Origin of the sequence: Psychrosphaera saromensis, assembly GCF_002954545.1 — a bacterium.
GTDB lineage: Bacteria > Pseudomonadota > Gammaproteobacteria > Enterobacterales > Alteromonadaceae > Psychrosphaera > Psychrosphaera saromensis.
This window is the reverse complement of record NZ_MSCH01000003.1, coordinates 2293747-2315394: the sequence shown is the minus strand read 5'-3', so window position 1 is coordinate 2315394 and position 21648 is coordinate 2293747. Positions and strand designations below refer to the sequence as shown.

Annotated in this window: 24 protein-coding genes; 5 read left to right on the top strand and 19 right to left on the bottom strand. The window is 37.7% G+C overall.

Annotation, left to right across the window (positions count from 1 at the left end; genetic code table 11):
• Positions 1-67 precede the first annotated feature (67 nt).
• From fabF to yceD, 8 genes are all read right to left on the bottom strand, one after another.
• The gene (gene fabF, locus BTO11_RS10465; RefSeq protein ID WP_105052547.1) at positions 68-1306 is read right to left on the bottom strand and encodes a beta-ketoacyl-ACP synthase II; all 1239 of its coding nucleotides are present in this window, start codon (positions 1304-1306) and stop codon (positions 68-70) included.
• Between the two features lie 164 nt (positions 1307-1470).
• Positions 1471-1704 (bottom strand): acyl carrier protein, encoded by a 234-nt coding sequence (gene acpP / locus BTO11_RS10460; protein ID WP_105052546.1) that lies wholly within the window; start codon positions 1702-1704, stop codon positions 1471-1473.
• Between the two features lie 163 nt (positions 1705-1867).
• Positions 1868-2611, bottom strand: a complete 744-nt coding sequence (gene fabG / locus BTO11_RS10455) for a 3-oxoacyl-ACP reductase FabG (protein ID WP_105052545.1) — start codon at positions 2609-2611, stop codon at positions 1868-1870.
• A gap of 29 nt (positions 2612-2640) precedes the next feature.
• Positions 2641-3567: an ACP S-malonyltransferase gene (gene fabD / locus BTO11_RS10450; RefSeq protein ID WP_105052544.1), complete on the bottom strand. Its 927-nt coding sequence runs from the start codon at positions 3565-3567 to the stop codon at positions 2641-2643.
• Positions 3568-3620: 53 nt separating this feature from the next.
• Positions 3621-4583 (bottom strand): beta-ketoacyl-ACP synthase III, encoded by a 963-nt coding sequence (locus BTO11_RS10445; protein ID WP_105052543.1) that lies wholly within the window; start codon positions 4581-4583, stop codon positions 3621-3623.
• 27 nt (positions 4584-4610) lie between these two features.
• Positions 4611-5642, bottom strand: coding sequence for a phosphate acyltransferase PlsX (gene plsX, locus BTO11_RS10440; RefSeq protein ID WP_229793396.1), 1032 nt, complete (start codon positions 5640-5642; stop codon positions 4611-4613).
• A gap of 21 nt (positions 5643-5663) precedes the next feature.
• The gene (gene rpmF, locus BTO11_RS10435; protein ID WP_105052541.1) at positions 5664-5828 is read right to left on the bottom strand and encodes a 50S ribosomal protein L32; all 165 of its coding nucleotides are present in this window, start codon (positions 5826-5828) and stop codon (positions 5664-5666) included.
• A 23-nt stretch (positions 5829-5851) separates the two neighbouring features.
• On the bottom strand, positions 5852-6391 hold the full coding sequence (yceD, locus tag BTO11_RS10430) for a 23S rRNA accumulation protein YceD (protein ID WP_105052540.1): 540 nt from the start codon (positions 6389-6391) through the stop codon (positions 5852-5854).
• 125 nt (positions 6392-6516) lie between these two features.
• Here yceD and BTO11_RS10425 point away from each other — a divergent pair, with 125 nt between their 5' ends.
• On the top strand, positions 6517-7122 hold the full coding sequence (locus BTO11_RS10425) for a Maf family protein (RefSeq protein ID WP_105052539.1): 606 nt from the start codon (positions 6517-6519) through the stop codon (positions 7120-7122).
• A 174-nt stretch (positions 7123-7296) separates the two neighbouring features.
• Here BTO11_RS10425 and BTO11_RS10420 read toward each other — a convergent pair whose 3' ends face one another.
• On the bottom strand, positions 7297-9081 hold the full coding sequence (locus BTO11_RS10420; protein ID WP_105052538.1) for a GGDEF domain-containing protein: 1785 nt from the start codon (positions 9079-9081) through the stop codon (positions 7297-7299).
• A gap of 284 nt (positions 9082-9365) precedes the next feature.
• Positions 9366-10361, bottom strand: coding sequence for a 23S rRNA pseudouridine(955/2504/2580) synthase RluC (rluC, locus tag BTO11_RS10415; RefSeq protein WP_105053734.1), 996 nt, complete (start codon positions 10359-10361; stop codon positions 9366-9368).
• A 531-nt stretch (positions 10362-10892) separates the two neighbouring features.
• Between rluC and rne the strand changes: the two genes are divergently transcribed.
• The 4 genes from rne (at position 10893) to BTO11_RS10395 (ending at position 15915) form a co-directional block, all read left to right on the top strand.
• Positions 10893-13673: a ribonuclease E gene (gene rne, locus BTO11_RS10410; RefSeq protein WP_105052537.1), complete on the top strand. Its 2781-nt coding sequence runs from the start codon at positions 10893-10895 to the stop codon at positions 13671-13673.
• Positions 13674-13930: 257 nt separating this feature from the next.
• Entirely contained in the window at positions 13931-15091 is a 1161-nt protein-coding gene (locus BTO11_RS10405; RefSeq protein ID WP_146105480.1) for an SEL1-like repeat protein, read from the top strand.
• A 78-nt stretch (positions 15092-15169) separates the two neighbouring features.
• On the top strand, positions 15170-15538 hold the full coding sequence (locus BTO11_RS10400; protein WP_181135886.1) for a hypothetical protein: 369 nt from the start codon (positions 15170-15172) through the stop codon (positions 15536-15538).
• Entirely contained in the window at positions 15535-15915 is a 381-nt protein-coding gene (locus BTO11_RS10395) for a hypothetical protein (RefSeq protein ID WP_105052535.1), read from the top strand. Before BTO11_RS10400 ends, BTO11_RS10395 begins: the two co-directional genes overlap by 4 nt.
• Before the next feature lie 86 nt (positions 15916-16001).
• Here BTO11_RS10395 and BTO11_RS10390 read toward each other — a convergent pair whose 3' ends face one another.
• The 9 genes from BTO11_RS10390 to BTO11_RS10345 all read right to left on the bottom strand — a co-directional run bounded on the left by BTO11_RS10390 (position 16002) and on the right by BTO11_RS10345 (position 21543).
• The gene (locus tag BTO11_RS10390) at positions 16002-16295 is read right to left on the bottom strand and encodes a HigA family addiction module antitoxin (RefSeq protein WP_105052534.1); all 294 of its coding nucleotides are present in this window, start codon (positions 16293-16295) and stop codon (positions 16002-16004) included.
• Positions 16295-16573 (bottom strand): type II toxin-antitoxin system RelE/ParE family toxin, encoded by a 279-nt coding sequence (locus tag BTO11_RS10385; RefSeq protein ID WP_105052533.1) that lies wholly within the window; start codon positions 16571-16573, stop codon positions 16295-16297. The genes BTO11_RS10390 and BTO11_RS10385 overlap by 1 nt, the downstream gene beginning before the upstream one ends.
• Before the next feature lie 244 nt (positions 16574-16817).
• Positions 16818-17492, bottom strand: a complete 675-nt coding sequence (locus tag BTO11_RS10380; protein WP_105052532.1) for an alpha/beta hydrolase — start codon at positions 17490-17492, stop codon at positions 16818-16820.
• Positions 17493-17701: 209 nt separating this feature from the next.
• The gene (locus BTO11_RS10375; protein ID WP_105052531.1) at positions 17702-17983 is read right to left on the bottom strand and encodes a hypothetical protein; all 282 of its coding nucleotides are present in this window, start codon (positions 17981-17983) and stop codon (positions 17702-17704) included.
• Positions 17984-18093: 110 nt separating this feature from the next.
• On the bottom strand, positions 18094-18600 hold the full coding sequence (locus BTO11_RS10370) for a hypothetical protein (protein ID WP_105052530.1): 507 nt from the start codon (positions 18598-18600) through the stop codon (positions 18094-18096).
• 126 nt (positions 18601-18726) lie between these two features.
• Positions 18727-18993, bottom strand: a complete 267-nt coding sequence (locus BTO11_RS10365; protein WP_146105479.1) for a hypothetical protein — start codon at positions 18991-18993, stop codon at positions 18727-18729.
• A 549-nt stretch (positions 18994-19542) separates the two neighbouring features.
• Entirely contained in the window at positions 19543-20112 is a 570-nt protein-coding gene (locus BTO11_RS10355; protein WP_105052527.1) for a hypothetical protein, read from the bottom strand.
• 181 nt (positions 20113-20293) lie between these two features.
• Positions 20294-20848, bottom strand: a complete 555-nt coding sequence (locus tag BTO11_RS10350; RefSeq protein WP_105052526.1) for a DUF2971 domain-containing protein — start codon at positions 20846-20848, stop codon at positions 20294-20296.
• Between the two features lie 101 nt (positions 20849-20949).
• Positions 20950-21543 (bottom strand): hypothetical protein, encoded by a 594-nt coding sequence (locus BTO11_RS10345; RefSeq protein ID WP_105052525.1) that lies wholly within the window; start codon positions 21541-21543, stop codon positions 20950-20952.
• Positions 21544-21648: the final 105 nt, after the last annotated feature.

The following is a 21648-nucleotide window of genomic DNA, read 5'->3' as shown; positions in this document are numbered from 1 at the left end:
AACTAACAATTTAGATAGGCTTTTGTATCAAATTAACGATGTATTATCATCTTAATCATTCATTTAGTTACATTTTTTTAAATAACAATGTGCCGTTTGTGCCGCCAAAACCAAATGAATTACACAGAGCGTATTCTAACTTAGCATCACGAGCCGTATGAGGTACGTAATCTAAGTCACAACCTTCATCTGGATTATCAAGGTTAATGGTTGGCGTTACTTTTTGTTCAACTAAGCTCATCGCAGTGATAATAGACTCTACAGAGCCAGCAGCACCTAGCAGGTGCCCTATCATCGATTTAGATGAAGACACCATGACTTTACCCGCATGATGGCCAAATACGCGTTTTACCGCTGCAGTTTCAGCTTTGTCACCCGTTGGCGTTGATGTGCCGTGCGCATTAATATAACCAATTTGTTCAGGGTTTATTTGTGCGTCATTTATTGCATTCATCATAGAACGTGCTGCACCGTCACCATCAGCTGGCGGTGATGTCATGTGATAAGCATCTCCACTCATACCAAAGCCAACGATTTCAGCGTAAATAGTCGCACCACGAGCTTTGGCGTGTTCGTATTCTTCAACAACCATAACTCCAGCACCATCACCTAAAACAAAACCGTCACGGTCTTTATCCCAAGGACGACTTGCTTCTGTAGGGCTTTCATTACGAGAAGATAAAGCACGAGCTGCACCAAACCCACCAATACCTAACTGAGTTGAGCCTTTTTCTGCACCACCGGCTACCATAACGTCAGCGTCGCCGTAAGAGATCATTCTCGCCGCTTGACCAATATTATGAACGCCTGTTGTACAAGCCGTGGTAATAGAGATATTAGGGCCTTTTAAACCATACATAATAGAAAGGTGACCAGAGATCATATTGATAATGGTAGAAGGAACAAAAAATGGTGATAACTTTCGAGGACCTGAATTCATCAGCTTAGTGTGGTTTTCTTCAATTAAGCCAAGACCACCGATACCAGAGCCGATAGCAACACCGATTCGGTATGCATTCTCTTCAGTGATTTCAAGACCAGAGTCTTTAATAGCTTGGATAGCAGCAATAAGACCGTACTGAATAAATAGATCCATTTTTTTCGCATCTTTACGCGCTATGTAATCTTCAGTATTTAAACCTTTAACCATTGCAGCAAACTTAGTACCGAAATTTGTTGTATCAAAGTGAGTAATTAAATCGACTCCACTTTTTCCTTCCAACAAATTTGCCCATGATGATTGTACGTCGTTCCCTACAGGTGACAACATGCCCATTCCAGTCACAACAACTCTACGCTTCGACACAAACACTCTCCTAAACTTCTACCTAATATCAATTGTATTAATGAACTAGTGTGGATATAAATTCATTAATACAATTGGTATTTGCTGCTAAATCTTAACTGGTAAAACAAATATAAGATGAAAAAAAAGGCAGCCAAAGCTGCCTTTTTAAAACAATTATATAATTATTCAGCGTGTGCTTTGATATAATCTACAGCTGATTGAACAGTTGTAATTTTTTCTGCTTCGTCATCTGGAATCTCAGTGTCAAACTCTTCTTCAAGAGCCATTACTAATTCAACAGTGTCTAGAGAATCAGCGCCTAGATCATCAACAAAAGATGCTTCTGATTTTACTTCTTCTTCTTTAACACCTAGTTGCTCTATAACGATCTTAGTTACGCGATCTTCAATGCTCATCTTATTTTCCTTATCAATAAAAAGATAAATTTTAAATTTTGAATACGGCTAGTTTAATTACTGATAACCACGTATTCAAGTTATTATTTACTTTATGTCGGTGGTCGAACCTCACAAGTGCGATTCGGCTACTTTTCCATCAAAATCAATACGATTTCGACGGTTATACCATATACATGCCGCCATTTACGTGAATGGTTTCACCCGTAACATACGCTGCTTCGTTGCTTGCTAAGAATGCAACAGTAGATGCAACTTCATCCGGTTCACCTAAACGGTTTGCTGGAACTTGATCTGATATCGCTGCGCGCTGACCTTCATCTAACGCTTTAGTCATATCGGTATCAATAAATCCAGGTGATACTACATTAACTGTAATTCCACGAGATGCAACTTCTCTTGCTAGAGATTTTGAAAAACCTATAACCCCAGCTTTTGCTGCAGCATAATTTGCTTGGCCGCCATTGCCCATAGTACCTACTACAGAGCCAATATTAATGATACGACCATGACGTTTTTTCATCATAGGTCTTAATACCGCTTTGCTTAGACGGAAGATAGACGATAGGTTGGTATCGATGATGTCATTCCATTCATCGTCTTTCATACGCATAAGAAGGTTATCTCTAGTGATACCTGCGTTGTTAACCAAAATGTCAACATCACCTAAGTCGGCTTTAATTGCTGCTAATACGCTAGTAATAGAGTCGGCTTCGGTCACATTTAACGCATAACCTTTACCATTGTCGCCTAAGTATTCTGAAATTTTTTCAGCGCCATTATCAGACGTTGCTGTACCAGCTACTTTTGCACCCATGGCAACTAATTTTTCAGCTACCGCTTTACCAATTCCTCTGGAGGCGCCAGTTACTAAAACAACTTTGCCCTCTAAGCTAAATAAAGACATGTTAATTCCTATAATTTATATATGTGTTCTTAAATATTATTGATTGCGTCTAAACTAGCGCTATCGCCAATTGCAACACAACTTACTGATTTGTCTACACGTTTCACTAAACCAGATAATACTTTACCTGGTCCAAATTCAAACATTTGAGTAATACCTTCAGAAGCAATAAACTGAATAGTTTCAGTCCAACGAACTGGGCTATACAATTGTTTTATTAACGCTTGTTTTATCGCTTCGCCAGATGTTTCAGCTACAACGTCAACATTATTAACAACCGGAATTGTAGGTTCGTTAAATGTTAGTAACTCTAAATCTTTTGCTAATTGCTCAGCAGCTGGTTTCATTAACGCACAATGAGATGGCACAGAAACAGGTAAAGGTAATGCACGCTTAGCGCCCGCTTCTTTACATAATTCCATTGCACGTTCTACTGCTTCTTTATTACCAGCGATAACAATTTGACCTGGTGAATTAAAGTTAACCGATGAAACCACTTGTCCCTGCGCTGCGTCTTCACATGCTTTCGCAATCGCATCGTCAGCTAAACCAATAATGGCAGCCATAGCGCCAGTTCCTGCAGGAACGGCTTGTTGCATATATTGACCACGTTTTTCGACTAACTTAACACCGTCAGCTAACGAAAATACATTGGCACAAACTAATGCAGAATACTCGCCTAAACTGTGTCCAGCTAAAAATGCAGGTTTTTCACCACCATTTTCTAAATACGCACGCCAAACAGCAACTGAACTAGTTAATAATGCAGGTTGAGTAAATTCAGTTTGATTTAATTTACCGTCAGCATCTTCGCTTACCAATGCCCACATATCATAACCAAGTGCATCACTAGCTTCTTTAAACGTATCTTGAACAACCTGATGATTTTCATAAAGATCAGCCAACATACCAACAGCTTGAGAGCCTTGGCCTGGGAAAATAATTGCTTTACTCATTTAATACTTCTCTAATTTAGGTTTATGAATTTCTAATTCTAGTCTTTAATTTATTAGTACTTAATTAACGCAGATGACCAGGTAAAACCACCGCCAAATGCATTAAATAATAAAGTTTGACCACGTTGAATTCGGCCATCACGAACGGCTTCGTCCAAGGCAGTAGGAACCGTTGCTGCTGAAGTATTGCCAAATCTATCAAGGTTGATGACAACCTGATCCATCGACATATCCAGTTTTTTAGCAACCGCTGAAATAATTCGTAAATTGGCTTGATGCGGTATCAACCAATCGATATCTGATTTTTGAATATTATTCGCTAATAATGTTTCATCAGCAACTTGAGATAATTTAGTCACTGCAACTTTAAATACTTTGTTGCCTTCCATCGTTCCCCAAGAAGTATGAACCGAGGCTTCATCTCCGCGAACCGGCATAGCGACTTGTAATAATTCAGTGTAATTTCCATCCGAGTGGATGTGAGTAGATAATACGCCAGGTTCTTCTGAGGCTTCTAAAATAACGGCACCGGCGGCGTCGCCAAATAAAATCACCATAGAACGGTCATCCGGGCTCATCATCTGACTTAAACAGTCGGCCCCAATAACTAATGCTTTTTTAGCTTTACCTGCTTTAATGTAAGTGTCTGCAATACTTAACGCATAACAGAAACCTGAACATGCCGCAGCAACGTCCATTGCTGGGATACCAGATGTTAAACCTAAATCGCGTTGAACTTCACAAGCTGCACTTGGTAATGCTCTAGCGTGGCTTGTTGTGCCAACAATAACAAAATCTATTTCACTTGGGTCAATACCAGCGGCTTCAATAGCTTTTTTAGATGCTTCGACAGACATAGTTGCAACGGACTCGTTTTTTCCAATAATACGACGTTCTTTCATGCCAGTACGTTCTTGGATCCATTCGTCGTTGGTATCAACCATTTCTTCTAAATCTTTATTGGTACGTACTTGCTTAGGAAAGTAACTACCAGTACCTGCTATTCTTGAAAACATGCACCCTCTCTACGTCTTAGATTATTCTTACTTTTTCTCGTCGTTGAGAACTTGTTCCACCTTATCTTTAATCTTGTGGGGAACTTGACGTTGAGCCTCTTTAACCGCCTCTTTTATAGCACTAAAAAATGCTTGCGAAGATGCGTTTCCATGACTCTTGACAACGATTCCGCGCAATCCTACCAGACTCGCGCCGTTGTACTGGTCGGGGTTCATTTTAGAAAATAGCTTTTTAATGCCTGGAAGTAGCATTCCTGCTAGGATTCTGCTCAAAAATGACTTTTCGCTAAGTGCTTTTATTTTAGACAATATGAGTTTGGAAACCCCTTCTATTGTCTTTAATGCCACATTTCCCACAAATCCATCGCACACTATTACATCTGCTTTGCCAGAAAATATGTCATTTCCTTCAGCAAAACCAACGTAATTGATTTCTTTGCAGTTATTGAGTTTTATCGCCGCATCTTTTAGATGTTGACTGCCTTTAATGTCTTCAGAACCAACATTTAATAAAGCAACTCGTGGGGATTCAATTTGCTCGACTTCTGTTGCCATAACAGAGCCCATAACCGCAAACTGAAATAAAGTGTCGGCACATTGATTAATGTTAGCGCCTAAGTCTAGTAAGAATACTTTTTCATTCTCATAGGTAGGCAAAGCACTAATTAATGCAGGACGTTTAATTCCGGGCAAGGTTTTTAACACATAACGAGCCATCGCTAATAAAGCACCAGTATTTCCAGAAGAAACACAAGCATCTGCTTGTTCTTGTTCAACAAGTTCTAAGGCTTTACGCATTGATGATTTGGGTTTTCGACGTAATGCAAGATCGGGACGTTCGTCTTGATTTACCACTTGTTCAGTATGAACAATAGTTAATCTTGGATGTGCCAATGCATTATGTTTATTCAGAAAGGTGTGAATACTCTGTGAGTGACCACAAAGGAACAGATGTAGATTTGGATATTTATCCACAGCTCTGATCGCTGCAGGGATAGTAGATCGGGGGCCATAATCGCCCCCCATCATATCTAGCGCAATTCGAATATCACGCATAATATAAAGTAGCCTAAACTTACTTTATATTACTTTACGGCCTTTATAGTAGCCGTCTGCTGTCATATGATGACGACGGTGAGTTTCACCAGTCGTTTGATCTACAGATAAATGCTCAGTAGTTAATGCATCATGTGAGCGACGCATGCCACGTCTAGCACGGGATTTCTTACTTTTTTGAACTGCCATTAGCCGTCTCCTAGTTCTTTAAATTATTTCTTTAAATTTTTCAATATATCAAATGGATTAGATTTTTCTTCGTCCATTGCTTCTGGCGCTAACTCCCCAAATGTCATGTCGTCTTCTGTAATCGAACAATCTTCTGGTTCATGCATTGCTACAATCGGCAACGCCAGCATTAATTCGTCTTCGACCAATTGAACAAGGTTAATTTCACCAAATTCATTTAACTCGATTTCTTCGTATGCATCCGGTATCTGTTCATCGCTCTCTTCAGCAGCACGACCTCGACGCACAGGCGTGTATAAAAATTCAGTCGAAACATTCATTTTTATACCATTGCCACAACGCTGACAACGCAATTCTAGATTGGCTGAAGCATTGCCTCGAACAAAAACTAATTCCTGTGGATCAATACCACATTCAATAGCTACGTCCAAGTATTCATCTAACACATCAGCCACTTCAGCCAAACGAGACAGTTCACCATTAACGATAATACCGTTTATGGTCATTCGTTTTAACGCAGCTTTTGCTGGTTCGATTGATATTGGAATTTTCATCTTTTGCATAGGGCGCGCATATTATAGTTACTGAGCAACATAGTCAAAAGAAAATAGTATGAAAGTGTAAAAAAAGCTAAACTTCTTCAAAATATTTTACTTATTAACCACTTTGCTATTTTTTTGAGCTATTTATGAAAAAAAAACCAACTATCATTCTAGGTTCCACTTCTGAATTTAGAAAACAAATTTTAGAAAAACTTAATTTATCTTTCCAAACTGCAAAACCAGAAGTAGATGAAACTGCTCTACCTAATGAAACTGCTCATCAGTTAGTAGAACGATTAGCCATTGCAAAAGCACAGGCGGTTGCAAACGCACACGATAATGCGTTAGTAATCGGTTCAGATCAAGTTGCTTTATTTAATGACACTATATTAGGTAAACCTCATACCCACGAAAACGCCATTAAACAGCTGTCTTCGTTCTCTGGTAATAAGGTAACGTTTTTAACTGGGCTAGCGGTTATTAACAGTGACACAGGTGAAACCCACTCTTTAGTTGAACCGTTTGAGGTTTACTTCAAACAATTAACGTTAGAAGACATTGAAGCTTATCTTATCGCTGAAACGCCATACAAATGCGCTGGTAGCTTTAAAAGTGAAGCATTAGGGATTTGTTTGTTTGAAAAATTGGTGGGCGACGATCCAAATACGCTGGTTGGATTGCCACTTATTAAATTAGTAGGCTTATTGGAGAAGTTTGGCTATTCGGTTTTAAAAAATCAACAAGCCAAGTAGCTTGGCGATAAATATCACTATAAGCTGAATCAGCAATAGCTATATATAGCGGTTAATTAATAGCGTTTGTCAGTACAAGGTGTGCTGACAAAGCAGTCGGTGCTGACAGCACTGCTTAATTAGCCGTTACTTAATTGCTATCATCTCTCAGTTGTCACCACTAATACGTATCCTCTACGCTCGACTGCCGTCTAATTCACTCGCCACGTTAATATTTAATGTAGGTTGTATATAAACTTCCCCTGCTTTCATTTTCTTTGCCATTTTTTTAGCTTCCGAGGCTAAATTCGCCACATCTAAATGAGATTGTACAATATTAACGTTCGGATGAATGATGCCACAGGATAATGACATTAATGAAAACCACTCTTTATTACCTTTACGACTAACAGAAAAGTAACCACCTTGGGCTAAATGTTCGGGTTTAAAAATACTATTAATTCTTTGTTCAAATATTTCTAATACTTTTTTGCAGTCAAATTCTGAATCTGCACATTGAAATAACACCACAAAATCATCACCACCTACATGTCCAACAAACGCCTTGCTGCAAACTTTAGATAATACATCGGCCACCAGGCGGATCACCACATCCCCTTCCCCGTATCCATATAAGTCGTTGAAAGGTTTAAAATGATTTAAGTCAAAATATGCCATAGAGAAGGTTTGCTTATTGGCGAGTAACTGCATGATTTTTTGTTCAATCACTATATTACCCGGCAACATAGTTAATGGGTTGGCGTGTTGAGCATGTTGGATTTTTTGTTCCGTCATAATTTTCAATAACGAACGAATACTCGCAACGCCTACATATTTACCGTTATCCACCACAATAAACTCAGGTCTTAAATCAAAATGGATATTGTCGGTAACTAAATTACTCACATCATCTATTGAAGCGGATATATCAGCAATAAAGGGTAAGTTGCTCATTAAATTGGTTATTGGCTTTTTATCATAAAGCGCGTGACCGTAATCTGACGAAAAGATTTCGGCTAAAGTGTCGCGGTAAATAACCCCAATTGGTTTCTGGTTTTGATCGATTACAGCAATAGACTGTATTTGGGCTGACTTCTTAAATATCTGATATACCTCGGAGCAAACTTCATCGATTGAAACAGGCATTACATAGGTGATTAACTTTTCTAATTCAAAAAGATTATTATCTTTGATGATTTTATTAGGCCCTATATGGCGTAAGCTTAATCCGTCTGGTAAACCAACATCAGGAAATTCAGCTGGTTTTGATAATAAGAAGCCTTGGGCAAACTGCATTCCCATCTTTTCTAATAACAAAAACTCTTCGTTAAGCTCTATCCCTTCAGCAATGATAGACACGCCTGTCGCGGTGCCTAGTTCAAAAATAGTTCTGAGTAATTCACGTTTAACAATATTTTGATGGCAACCACTAATAAAATACCGATCAATTTTTACAATATCAGGCCTAAGCTCTGACCATTGTTTTAATCCGGAATGCCCTGTGCCTAAGTCATCAATTGCTATTTTGAATCCCAATTCACGATAGTGCTCTAAGCTTTGTTTTAATATTTGATTATCTTTTGCTTCAAACTGTTCGGTTATCTCAATAACGACTCTATCTGGCGCTATTCCTGCGCACTTTAACAAGTTTAAGGTTTCACCTTTTGGATGATCGGCTTGAGATAATGTGCAGGGACTGACATTTAAGAATAACAAACCATTGAGTTTCAGTTGAGCAAAACGATTAATCGCCAGCTTGCGACAATGCAATTCTAATTCGGATAACATGCCGACTTTATTAGCAAGGTTAAATAAATGCTCTGGATTATTAATAAGTGAGTCTGGGGGTAAACGAGTTAATGCTTCATAACCGAGAATAGACTCTTCACTAACATCAAATATAGGTTGGAATACTATGGTTAAACTACGGTCTAATATTAAACGAGTGATTTCTTCAAGCCATGAGGTTGTATACGACACATTAACCTACGTTATTAAGATAAAAGGACATCTATCGGCAATGTAACATTTGAGTATGACCATTTTGTGACTAATAGCGTTACTAATGCTGTTATGAATGACTTTAGCAATGACTTCAAAAGGGGTGATTTCTAAATAAGGAGCTGAGCTTGGCAACTGACAGTCGAATGACTTAAAGAATAAGAACCTGGTTGTAACTCGCTTATAACAGCAAATCACAACCATGTTCGTTTACACATCTTATATATAAAGCTTATTTTGCACGCATATCCTAGGAAGGACTTTTATTCTGAGACTCCAACTGTATTAGTTTGAGGAATTAACACTTTTAATTTTTCTAAACCCTTTTCCAATACAGGATCTAATGGCGCTTCAAAATGCACCGTGGTTTCCGACACTGGATGAAAGAACGAGATCTCTTTAGCGTGTAAAAATAGTCGGTTAATGCCCGCTTTTTTAACTAGCTTATCAAATTCTCTGTCGCCGTATTTATCATCACAAGCAATTGGATGATCTTTACAAGCGGTATGCACACGAATTTGATGAGTACGGCCCGTTTGCGGTCTTGCTTCTATTAACGTGGCACCATCAAACTCTTCAATAACCTCGAACAAAGTACATGACTTTTTACCATCTTCACGGTTAACCACCACAATGCGCTCACCTGATTTGGTGTTGATTTTCAATAAAGGTTCTTGAACCGAACGCTGACTCGCACTCCACTGCCCTCTTACCAATGCCCAATAAACCTTGTTCATGGTTTTGATACGTAATTGCTCATGCAAGGCAACCAAAACTGAACGGCGTTTAGCTATTAACAAAATGCCAGAGGTATCTCGGTCTAAACGATGCACCAACTCCATCATTTTTTCTCTTGGGCGTAACGCTCTCATCGCCTCAATCACACCAAATTTTAAACCACTGCCACCATGAACCGCCATGCCAGAAGGTTTGTTTAACACGATTAACGTTTTGTCTTCATAAATGATGGATTTTTCAAGGTCTTGCACCGCTTGTAACTTGTCCGATATTGCCGGTTGTGTGTCTTGGCTAACTCGAACAGGAGGAACGCGAATAATGTCATTTAATTGCAGTTTGTAGGTTTGCTTAATTCTGCCTTTATTAACTCGAACTTCGCCTTTGCGAATAATTCGATAAATTACACTTTTGGGTACACCTTTTAATCGAGTGATTAAAAAATTATCAATCCTCTGTCCAACATAAGTTTCGTCGATTTCAACTTGTTGAACTTTTGGATAATTTATTTCATTTTCAGGCATTTTTTGGCTTTCACTAGTCATTAATTTAACATTTATATAAATAAACTATTAATTCAGTTGCTATATCTGCATTTGCGACCGATAATAACGGCGCTTTAGAATATAAAGCAACTGATTGAACTGCCTCAGGTAATGAACATAAGAGTCATGTAACGGAGCAGGGTTTGAAGACACGATCATATCAGAGTTAATAGATAAAGCCATGTACATATTACTGGCAGACCAAAAAGCTTCAAACCTCCACGCCAACTAAGTAAGGTAATGCGAGTATCATATTACCCTCTACTTTAACCGTTCAGACCAGTCGAAATTTAGAGGCGTTAACTTAACCAGTGCCACGAATTCCAATAGCGTTTATATGCTAAAGGCACCGAAGAATTCTTAAAAATAGAATCCAGTATCCTTGATTACAATCGTGATGATTGAAATACAGTAAGCAATAGTTGTGAAACTATACAGCGCCGAGGTGTTTAGAAAGTGCAGATATAAACGTGCGAATTGTGGCCTTTGATAAAAGAAGAGTTACATATAATGAAACGCATGTTAATTAATGCCACGCAACAAGAAGAGATGCGTGTTGCATTGGTTGATGGTCAAAAGTTATATGATTTGGATATTGAAAGTCCAGGTCATGAACAAAAAAAGGCCAACATCTATAAAGGAATAATTACACGAGTAGAGCCGAGTTTAGAAGCGGCTTTCGTAAGCTATGGCGCAGATCGTCATGGATTCCTACCTCTCAAAGAAATAGCTCGTAACTATTTTCCATCAGATTACAAATTTTCTGGCCGTCCAAATATCAAAGAAGTGATAAAGGAAGGACAAGAAGTAATCGTTCAAATCGACAAAGAAGAACGTGGTCAAAAAGGCGCAGCCTTAACTACCTTTATCAGTGTTGCAGGAAGCTATTTGGTATTAATGCCAAACAATCCTCGTGCCGGTGGTATTTCTCGTCGTATTGAAGGTGATGAAAGAACGCAGCTTAAATCAGCATTAAACAAATTAGAATTACCAAAAGGCATGGGCTTAATCGTTCGTACCGCAGGTGTTGGTAAATCTTATGAAGAATTAGAATACGACTTAGGCGCCCTACTATTACATTGGGAAGCTATTCAGCAAGCATCAGAAAGTATGCCTGCTCCTTTCTTAATCCACCAAGAAAGTAATGTTGTATTCCGTGCTATCCGTGATTACTTAAAACGTGATGTTGGTGAAATCTTAATTGATAACCAAAACGTTTATAACGAAGCTCGCGGTCACATCGAATTATTCAGACCTGACTTCATTGAACGCGTAAAGCTGTATCAAGGTGAAGTTCCACTGTTCACTCATTATCAAATTGAAAGCCAAATTGAATCTGCCTTCCAACGTGAAGTTAGATTACCATCTGGTGGCTCAATTGTTATTGACCCGACAGAAGCGCTAGTTTCTATTGATATCAACTCCTCAAAAGCGACCAAAGGTAGCGACATTGAAGAGACGGCTCTAAACACAAACTTAGAAGCAGCAGAAGAAATTGCACGTCAATTACGTTTACGTGACTTAGGTGGTTTGTTAGTTATCGACTTTATCGATATGACTCCGCCTAAACACCAACGTGATGTTGAGAACCGTTTAAAAGACAGCATTAAACAAGATAGAGCTCGTGTTCAAATCGGCAAAATTAGCCGTTTTGGTTTACTAGAAATGTCTCGTCAGCGTCTTCGTCCTTCACTAGGTGATGCAAGTCAACATACTTGTCCTCGTTGTGATGGCCAAGGTACTGTAAGAAGTAATGAGTCGTTAGCGTTATCAATTCTTCGTCTAATTGAAGAAGAAGCGATTAAAGACAACACGGCTCAAATCCAAGCACAAGTTCCAGTGCCTGTATCTTCATACTTGTTGAATGAAAAACGTGACTCTATTCGTCACATTGAAAACAACAACAAAGTTAACATCATGGTTATCCCTAACATCCATATGGATACGCCACATTATGATGTTGTACGTGTACGCATTGACGAAGATATTGCAGACTCAAGCTTTAAATTAGTGACTCGTCCAGAAGAGACTGAGTTAACTAAAGAGATTATTCCTTTATCTAAGAAAGAAATTGAAGAGCCTGTACTAAAAGGTTTTGCATCTCCTAAAGCTGCGGCGCCAAAAGCAGCTGCATCTTCAAGTAATGACAAACCTAAACAACCTGGCTTAATATCAAAAGCGGTTAAATGGGTAAGTTCTTTATTTGCTAAGGAAGAAAAGCCGAAGCCTCAAAATAAAAACCGTAATAGTAATTACAAAGGTAAAAACGAGAACCGTCGTGGTGGCAATCAAAAGAACCGTCCTCGTAACGCTCGCTCTGGTGAAAGAAAACCAAACGAACGTAACGAAAAACGTGATAACACAACACGTACGGATCAAAAAGATACTCGACGCACGAATCCAAAAGATACTCGTCGTAACCAAGACGCTCCACGTGAAGCTCGTAATGACAATCGTAACGAGACACGCACGGACACTCGTAAAAAGCCTGTAGCTACTCAAAATTCTGAGCGTACAACGCCAGAACGTAAAGAAGAGCATAATGCTGAACGTAGACAACGTCGTAGTAACCGTAAAAATGTACGTATTAAAAAATCAGAAAGCGCGAGTACTGACGCACCAGTTGTAGACATGAATACAGCAGCTGTTGAAGTTAATACTGCAGTCGTTAATGAAGTCGCTGCTAAAAAAGTGATGAAGACTAAACGTACTATTCGTAATAACACTCAAGAAGCGGTTCAACAAAAGCGTAAAGCGATTGTAAATATTGCTCAAGGTGTAAAAGCGCCAGCTAAAGTTGTTAAAAAAGCACCTGCTAAAAAAGCAGCGCCAAAAGCTAAAGCGGCTCCAGTAAGTAAAACGGCTAATGCTGAAGTAACAAAGACAACTAAAGTTGAAACTGTTACTACTGAAGCTCCAGTTGTTACTGAAACCGTTGTTGAAGCAGCTCCAGCAAAAGCGAAAAAGCCTGCGAAAGCAAAAGCTGAAAAGCCAGCTGCTCCTGTAGAAGCTGAGACAAAAATAGCAGATGAAAAGCCTAAAGCAGCAGCTAAACCTAAAGCGAAAGCCGCGGCTAAGCCAAAAGCAAAAGCGGCAGTTAAAGCGCAAGCTAACGCAGCAGGTTTTGCAAGTGCACCAATGACTAAGCCTACTCCTGTAGAATCAGTTTCTGTTGGTGTACCAACAGCAATGGCTGACTCTGAAAGAACAGCAGTGGTTAAGTCTACAAGAACTGGTGGCTCTGCATCAGCAACAAGTAGTGCAACGTCTACAACGACAAAAACACTATAAGAGGCATAAAGAATAACGACTAATACTCGTTATTCTTACTAGTCTTAAAACAAAAAAACCGCTCACTGAGCGGTTTTTTTATATCTGTTACTTTATATCTGTTTTAGAAAAGACGCTTTGTGCAACTTGAATTGAGGTGTTGTTATTCGATTTTATTGTCCGTCCGCCCCACCACATTAAGCAATACAGATATTGATACCCTACGCAAGATAAAATAACTTACCATTTGATATCCTTAAGGTTAAAATAGATCTTAAATGAAGAACAACAAAAAATTAGAACTCTACATGCACAAAATCTACGCCTCAATCATCTTAATTCCACTTTTACTCTTAACGGGTTGTTCTATTGGGAATTCTCAAGAAACTTTAATTGAAAAAGCAAATCAAGGCGATATTAAGTCAATGATAGAGCTGAGTAATGTATACAAATTTGGTGCTACAAAAGAAGGTTTGGAGCAATATAAAATATGGGCTGATGATATTGATGAAAATGCAAATTCAGAAGATATTCTAGCCTTAACTAAGATGTTTTATGATCAAAAGTTAGCGTTTCCCAATGGACGTAAAATGTATGAAAAATTACTTAAATTGGCAAACAGCCCTCTAAATAAAAAAGCGACGTTAACTCTTCTTAACTTTTATTCTAAACATTTCTTAGAGCTTAAAGCAGCAGAACTTGAATCTGTCTATATTAAAACAGCGACTAAACAAGATTTAGTCGATCTCTATAACCTATACCAGAAAACAAATGACTATTATGGATATATAAACAGAGATCGAGTAAAAGCCATGATGGTTGAAAAAGGCTATATGGAAGAGAAGCTCACAGAGCTTGAGTATCTTAAAAGGATATTATTGAAAAGAAGAGAATACAGAGAAGAATATATACCAGATATCTTATTACTCCTTTCAAATATTTTAAAATCAAATGACTTAGATCAAATCTATGAAATTGGACTTATTCTAGGAAATAGAGGTTCACAAACCGGTGTGATGAAGACTTTAGTCTATGATAATACAGAAGCGTTCATGAAAAAAACATTAACCTTAAACCCCACTAATGAAATTGAAACCACCGCTACATTCTACCTATCTAACTTATACACTAAGTATTATAAAAATGATCTAACTAAGCAAAAGAGTGTTTTAATTAATGCAGATAAAATGGGTAAAACACAACGTAACAAAACGTTAGTCGCTCTGTATGACATAGATGAAATACAATATGCTAAAAACATTGAGTACTTTGACAAGATGCTAAATACTTCACGCACTAAAGCTTATATTAATATTGCTCAAATTTATCATTACGGAAAAGGCAAAGAGCCTGTAGATATTGAACAAGCAAAAATTTGGTACAAAAAAGCGGATACAGAACAAGCTAAAGAAGAACTTGCCAAGTTAAATCAAGTTTAACCAATAAAAAAACTCACTATTTTGGGTTACAGATATAAAAGTATATTTCTTGAATTTAGGTTTTGCATTACTAGGCTTATGATTAAATTCTTACTGTTAAAATTCATCACTTTCTTTTTTGGCTTTGTCGCCTGTTTTGCAATGCATACTACATTTGCATTGCCTTTAGTGATATCCGCAGCATTAGTTGGACTTGTTGGTTCTTTTATTCCGTTCCCTGAACATTATAAAAACCATCCATACGCTGCCATTTATGCAGGCAGTTTTGCCGGCATGTGCTCTACACAACTAATTACCAGTTACTGGGAAATTGCAATTATCTCGCTTATTGGTGCAAGCTTATATGTGTTAACAATGAATATGTTTACCGGTTTTGGCGGTAAACTCGGCGGCGTAGCCTTTGCCAGTGTGGCTATTTTTGTTTTAGCCAGAGGGATAATACTTTGAGTATTGAATACCCAATACTGGCGCTACTAGGTGCTTTTTTAACATTTTACCTAGCTAGACATAATCGCTTTGACGGTATCAGAGCTTCCGCAGCCCTTTCTATCATCGCCTATTTAATTATTGATGCATTAGGTTTTAATGCTGATTTATACGCTGTCGTGTTCTTTGGCGGGACTTTTATTGGTATGAGCGCCCCACACCGCTTTGGCATTTATACCATAACCAGCGCATCCATTATTTTCTCACTCCTGTTTGAATACCTAATCCCCGTTTTTGATGGTTACGGCGGAGCACTCGGCGTAAGCGCATTTTTATCCGTCTGCATTTGTCATGTGTTTATTTTATTAGGCGCACCAAGAAGCAAAAAGCCGCAGTAACTATTTAAGTTTGCGGCTGATGTTTTAATCATTTTGAATAATGGAATTATGAGTGTGTCTTTTATTATTCCACTTGTTATATGCCTTTACGCTATCGCAAAGTCAATTTGACGAACGCTTGCTAAGTTCACATTATTTTTTACTTGCCAAAGATCATAGTTATCTTGCATTGAAAGCCAACTTTCTGGAGTGCGCCCCAAAGCTTTCGATAGACGTAATGCCATCTCAGGTGTAACTCCACTTTGCCCTTTCAAAATCCGACTTAAAGTAGAAGGAGAAACATCAAGTTGTTTTGCTACAAAACGACAACTATAACCAAACGGTTCCATATATACATCGGAAATAAGCTCACCCGGATGCGGCGGATTATGCATATTCATTAGTGATAATCCTCATAATTTAAAATAAAAGCGTTACCGTCATTAAATTCAAAAGTAACACGCCAATTTCCATTAACGGTAACTGACCATATACCATCACGTTTGCCCTTTAAAAGGTGTAGCCTAAAGCCTGGCAAATCAATGTCTTCAAGCGTAGTCGCAGTATCAATGGCCGCAAGTTGTATTCGGAGTCGACGTTCATGTTTAGCTTGAATACCAGCCTTACTGCCCGACTCAAAAAACTTTTTAAGACCTTTGTGTTTGAATGATTTAATCATAACAAAAGTGTAGCGTGTTGCGCAACACCTGTCTAGTAGGGATAAAACCTAGACTTTATTTAACGTCATCAATCTAAATCCGACATACAACCAAACTTGACTGGATGCCTATTTCATTCGCTTTTAGGGCTTTAGGGCTTTAGGGCTTTAGGGCTTTAGGCAATCATTCGATTGCAAATAAGATTTCAGTCAAACAGTATATTCATTTTAAATAAACAAATATTGCTGTCCGTTTATACAAATCTTAAGCAAGCAACCTAGCTTGTAACCACACTGAAATATCCGCGAGTTGCTCTGGTAATACAGAATGTTCCATTGGGTAGCTTTTCCAAGTCACATTATATTTAGCAGCATTAAGTAAATCGTTTGCAATTTTACCTGCACTTATAGGAACAACACCGTCACGTTCCCCATGATTTTGCAAAATAGGAGTATCAGCGTTAGCACTATGGCATTGCTCTGGTAGTTTATCCGCAGTCGGTAAATAACACGACAGTGCTAAAATACCTGCCAAGCTATGCTCAAAACGTAAAGCAGTAAATAAACTCAAAACCCCACCTTGACTAAAACCAGCTAAAATAATCTTTTCTGCAGGTATACCTGAGTCAATTTGCTCTTGAATTAAGCATTTAACCAGTTTCTCAGACGCTAACACACCTTCTATATCAGCACGATTATGTAAATCCATACTTTTAATGTCATACCAAGAACGCATTACATAACCTTGATTAATCGTAACCGCTTGCTCTGGGGCGTGAGGGAAAACAAAACGAATCCCATGATTTTCCGGTAAAGCTAATACTGGCACAATAGGAGCAAACCCAGCGCCTGAGTCTCCTAGTCCATGTAACCATATTACACAGGAAGTAGCTGGAGATTTTGGTTCAATAGTAATTCGTTCAAGTAACGTTGTTGGCATAAAATTCAATACTTAATTTTTAATGAAGTGCAACATAATAGCAATGCTTGCTGCTCGTAGCAAAACGAGTGACAATTAATTATTACTAAAGAAAGGCTAAATAGAAGTTTAAACCCATTACAAGTTTCATAAGAATGAAAAAGCCAATTAACTTACGCTAACTAGCTTTGTTATTTGAATACATCTAAAAATAAAAGTGATGTTTGTGTTTACGACTTTTTAGGAAATTTTTTCTTTAAAAATTCATTAACCGTTTTTTGGGGAATAGCTGTGCTACGAATAACCTCGCTTTCTTCTTCATATTCTCCAAACTTTACACTCTTACGGTTACTGGCACGCCTTTCACAATCACTTTTATCTGCAGGAGTGGCATAAATACAATTTTTCAGTGTTGGCTCATGCAAAACCTCATACAAAAGACTGTCACGCGGATTAGCCATACATCCACTTAAAATAAGGATACTAAAAAATCCAAAAACCATTACCTTCACACCAACCTCCTTGTTTATTTATTGTTTATTACTCGCGTTTATAAAAGCTGCGACTTTAAATCCGATATTGAAAACCACCAAACTTGAGTGGGTGGTTTTTTTATTTTTTTTTAGCAGTTGATTGCCTGCCATAAAACTGATTTTTTATAAACGTATTTAATGCTACCAACCTTCAATTTTACTCTATTTATTTGAGGGCTGGGAGGCTCTAAAATCACATTTGTAGCTTCACTGAGTGGAAAATTAATAATCTGAGTATATATATCATACGTTCTACAACCCCAAAATAGGAAATCACAGTATGTCCGCTGGTATGGATTATCTAAAGTTTTCACGGTTGAACTGTACTTCTTACCGTCAATCAATAGATTGAAATTGTTGTTAATCCATCTAGCTTTGCTTTGATGTTGAAGAGTTAATTTCAAAGCGACGCCATGTGGGAATAATTCTATCCTATAATCGGCAGCTTCTGATTGATATCTAACTGTATTAGGAATTTGACTACAGCCATTATTTATCACATCACCGTGTTCACTCTTTGGGTGAAAGTAGCTCACGCTATTAGGAGCACATGATACCAACAGTGGAAGACTCAATATTAGTAATAGAAATTTCAAGCTTACTCCAAGGCTGCTAACACCTAGTTAAGAGACAAATAATATGTTGGCTAAAATAAGTGAGGCACGAACAAAAAGCCAACTGTAATTTGTCCGTATTGAAAACCCTTGTTATGTGTACCGATTTTATAAGCTAAAACCGCTTTTCCAATTACTTCTTGTTGTCGGGTCTGAACGAAGCAGCTCTAAGAGATGAATACATGCTTCAGACTCCGTTTTAAAGAGCTCTTTGCCTGTTTGTAAACCTCGTTCACTGTAATATACAACCCAACTCTCACCCTTTTTCCGAAGGCAAGTGACTTCATTTGGATCAAAGTCTTTGGCAACAAGCGAATAAGTATTCTCTTTTATTTGCTCTGCATCCAATACTATTTTTAATTCTACACGATTCATGAGCGATCTCAAAAGGCCACATAACGCCCGCCTAATGCGCATTGCGCTGGCGGGCTTTTTGCGTTGTTTGCTAAAAGCGTGACTGTATAGCAATGACGCTTTAAGGCGTTTGTTATACATCCGTTTCTCTATTTTTGCCACTTTTTAGGATAGTGACCTTTATAAGTAATGTCAGTTAATTCAGCTTTAGTAATTTCACCGTTTTTAAATTTACGACCGTAAAAAAGCTTTGATGACAATACCCAACCAATATAGAGACAAATAGCAACAATAACTAAACATATAATTAAGCACGTTATAACTATTAATTGATCATATTGTCTCAGTGGTACATCGCTTTCAATTTCAAAGGCGACGAAAACAAATGAACAGAGGTAATAGGCTATAGGTAAAACAATTGCTGAGCAGATCATACTTAGCCAGTATGATTCTTTATAGTAATTAGCCTGTAAGTTGTATTGGCTTTTGAATGCACGTATTAAAATGGCTGAGCCTATAGGGTGTATAACGCCTCATTAAGTGGAAATTAAATGACTTGTTATAAATCGTTTACTTATAACTATCTTCGTTTGACTCATTAATACAAATTTCTAAGCCATGTTGTCCATTTAGCGTATAGCCATCATTGATATATTGTGTACCATCAATGGAGTCTAATGGATCTTTAACATCAGGAGACCATTGTTTAAAATTCATAATAATCAAAGCGGACTTAAGATGAATATTATTAGCTTTAAAATATGCAGGAAGCAAAAATGAATCATCCTTAAATGATAAATAAAATTCATGTTTCCAATGTTCTTCGTGTTCTGAGCAAATTAATTTATATAAATCGGTTTCTAACATAGACGAAAGTTGCTTAAATTTCATTATTTGTCTTGCTGAAGTTAGCCAATTTAATCTATTAGGTTCAGGCATTGAATAGTCTGATTTACCGTTCATTAAACTACTATAAGCTCTTTCTAAAGAAATTATTGCTTGCTCACAAATCCCTTTGTCTCTCGATTCTATTGCATCATTCTTAGCCTTTTTTCTCGATAGCCAATAATTAAGTACTGCAAAAAGAACAGATACTAGTGTAAAACCACTAAAAATGGTTCTGACCAACTCTAGGGACATGTAAACTCCTCGATAGATTTATAACGCTTCAAGAAGCGGTGTGCGTATTTTGCACGTCCTTCTTGCTTGACTTGTTAGGTGAGTGTTTATACACACTTTTAGACTTGTCTTTTACTACTTCGTATTTTGTAAATGCTGCCCTAGATTTATATACATTAACTTCTGAATTGTAAGAGCAAAGCTATTTTGCTACTTGGTCAAAGTTAAGATTAGAACGTGGTCCAAGAAAGATCTCTTTTAACGCCATATTACCTTTGAAGTCAGTGAAATATAGTCCTGATGAATCTTTCTCTTTTAACTCTACAAGAACCCTAACTTCATTCTCGTATTTCCAACCTTCGTATTTAGTACACATCAGTTTTTCAACAATTTCTTCAGTTAAACCGCCAAATTCTTTATTCATGTCTATGCTAGGAGCCATCATATATGGGAAATAATTAACTTCTTTAATATGTATGTCATCGATGTCGAATCCAAGACACATGCCTTTATGCTTGTCTCCATAGTGCCCCCACATTAGTGGATTCTTCCAGTCCCTACAGAAACATATAACACCTGCTGTTTTTACAGCCTCATTCCTTGCTGCTTTAAAAGCTTTTCGAACTTCTTTATCTGATAAATCTACACCAAGAAATTCAAAAGGATCATTCAAGTCATCTAACAAAGAAATCTTTACTCTTTCATTGATAATGTTTGACAATCCAAACTCTTCATTGGTGAAATAATATACGCGCATGATTAACTCACCTAACGCTTACATAAGCGGAAATTATAGTTGGCTATAATGTTTGAGGAACGAAAAACAGTCAACTGTAATTTTTCCGTTTGATGTTCTTGTTAGGTGTATGTTCTCAATTTATGAGATGTTAGCTCATTGCCCGTACATTTGAGATATAAGCTACATAAACTTGTATGAGAGTTATTAAGTTCGTCCAGTGCGTACTCACAAAACGCAATCATGAAATCAGGTGAAATATGATTCACTTTGTTAGTAATATTCTCAATTAAACTATCCGTTATGTGTTTGATTTCAGCAACACCTTCATAAGCGGTTTCTGCCAAAGCGAACAAATCAGCATCCAATACAGGCAATTCAAAAACTATTTTATCAAACACTGAGGTAGACACTTCAAAGATTGGCGAACCTCCACCACCCCCATCGCTTCTTTTTTCTTCTAAACGAACACCTTTAGGGTATGTGTTAGCAATAATATATTCGCTTTTATACCAGCCATCTTGAATACCGTTTAAATGTCGCTGCAATGATTTCACTACCCAATTGTTCTTCTCTATTTCACTTGATAATAGTTTTTTAATCGCTGCTATTTTATGTCTGTTAGCCATAATTCTTCGGTATAATTCTACGGCTTCTTTTATTACAAAAAGAGAAATAGCGACAATAACGGTAATGGGAAGTACACTCGAATCCATTGATACACCTAACGCCCTGTTAAGGGGCAAGTTGTAGTTGGCTAAAATGTGAAGCGAAGCGGAACCAGCCAACTGTAATTTGTCCCGCTTGAACAGCTTGTTAAG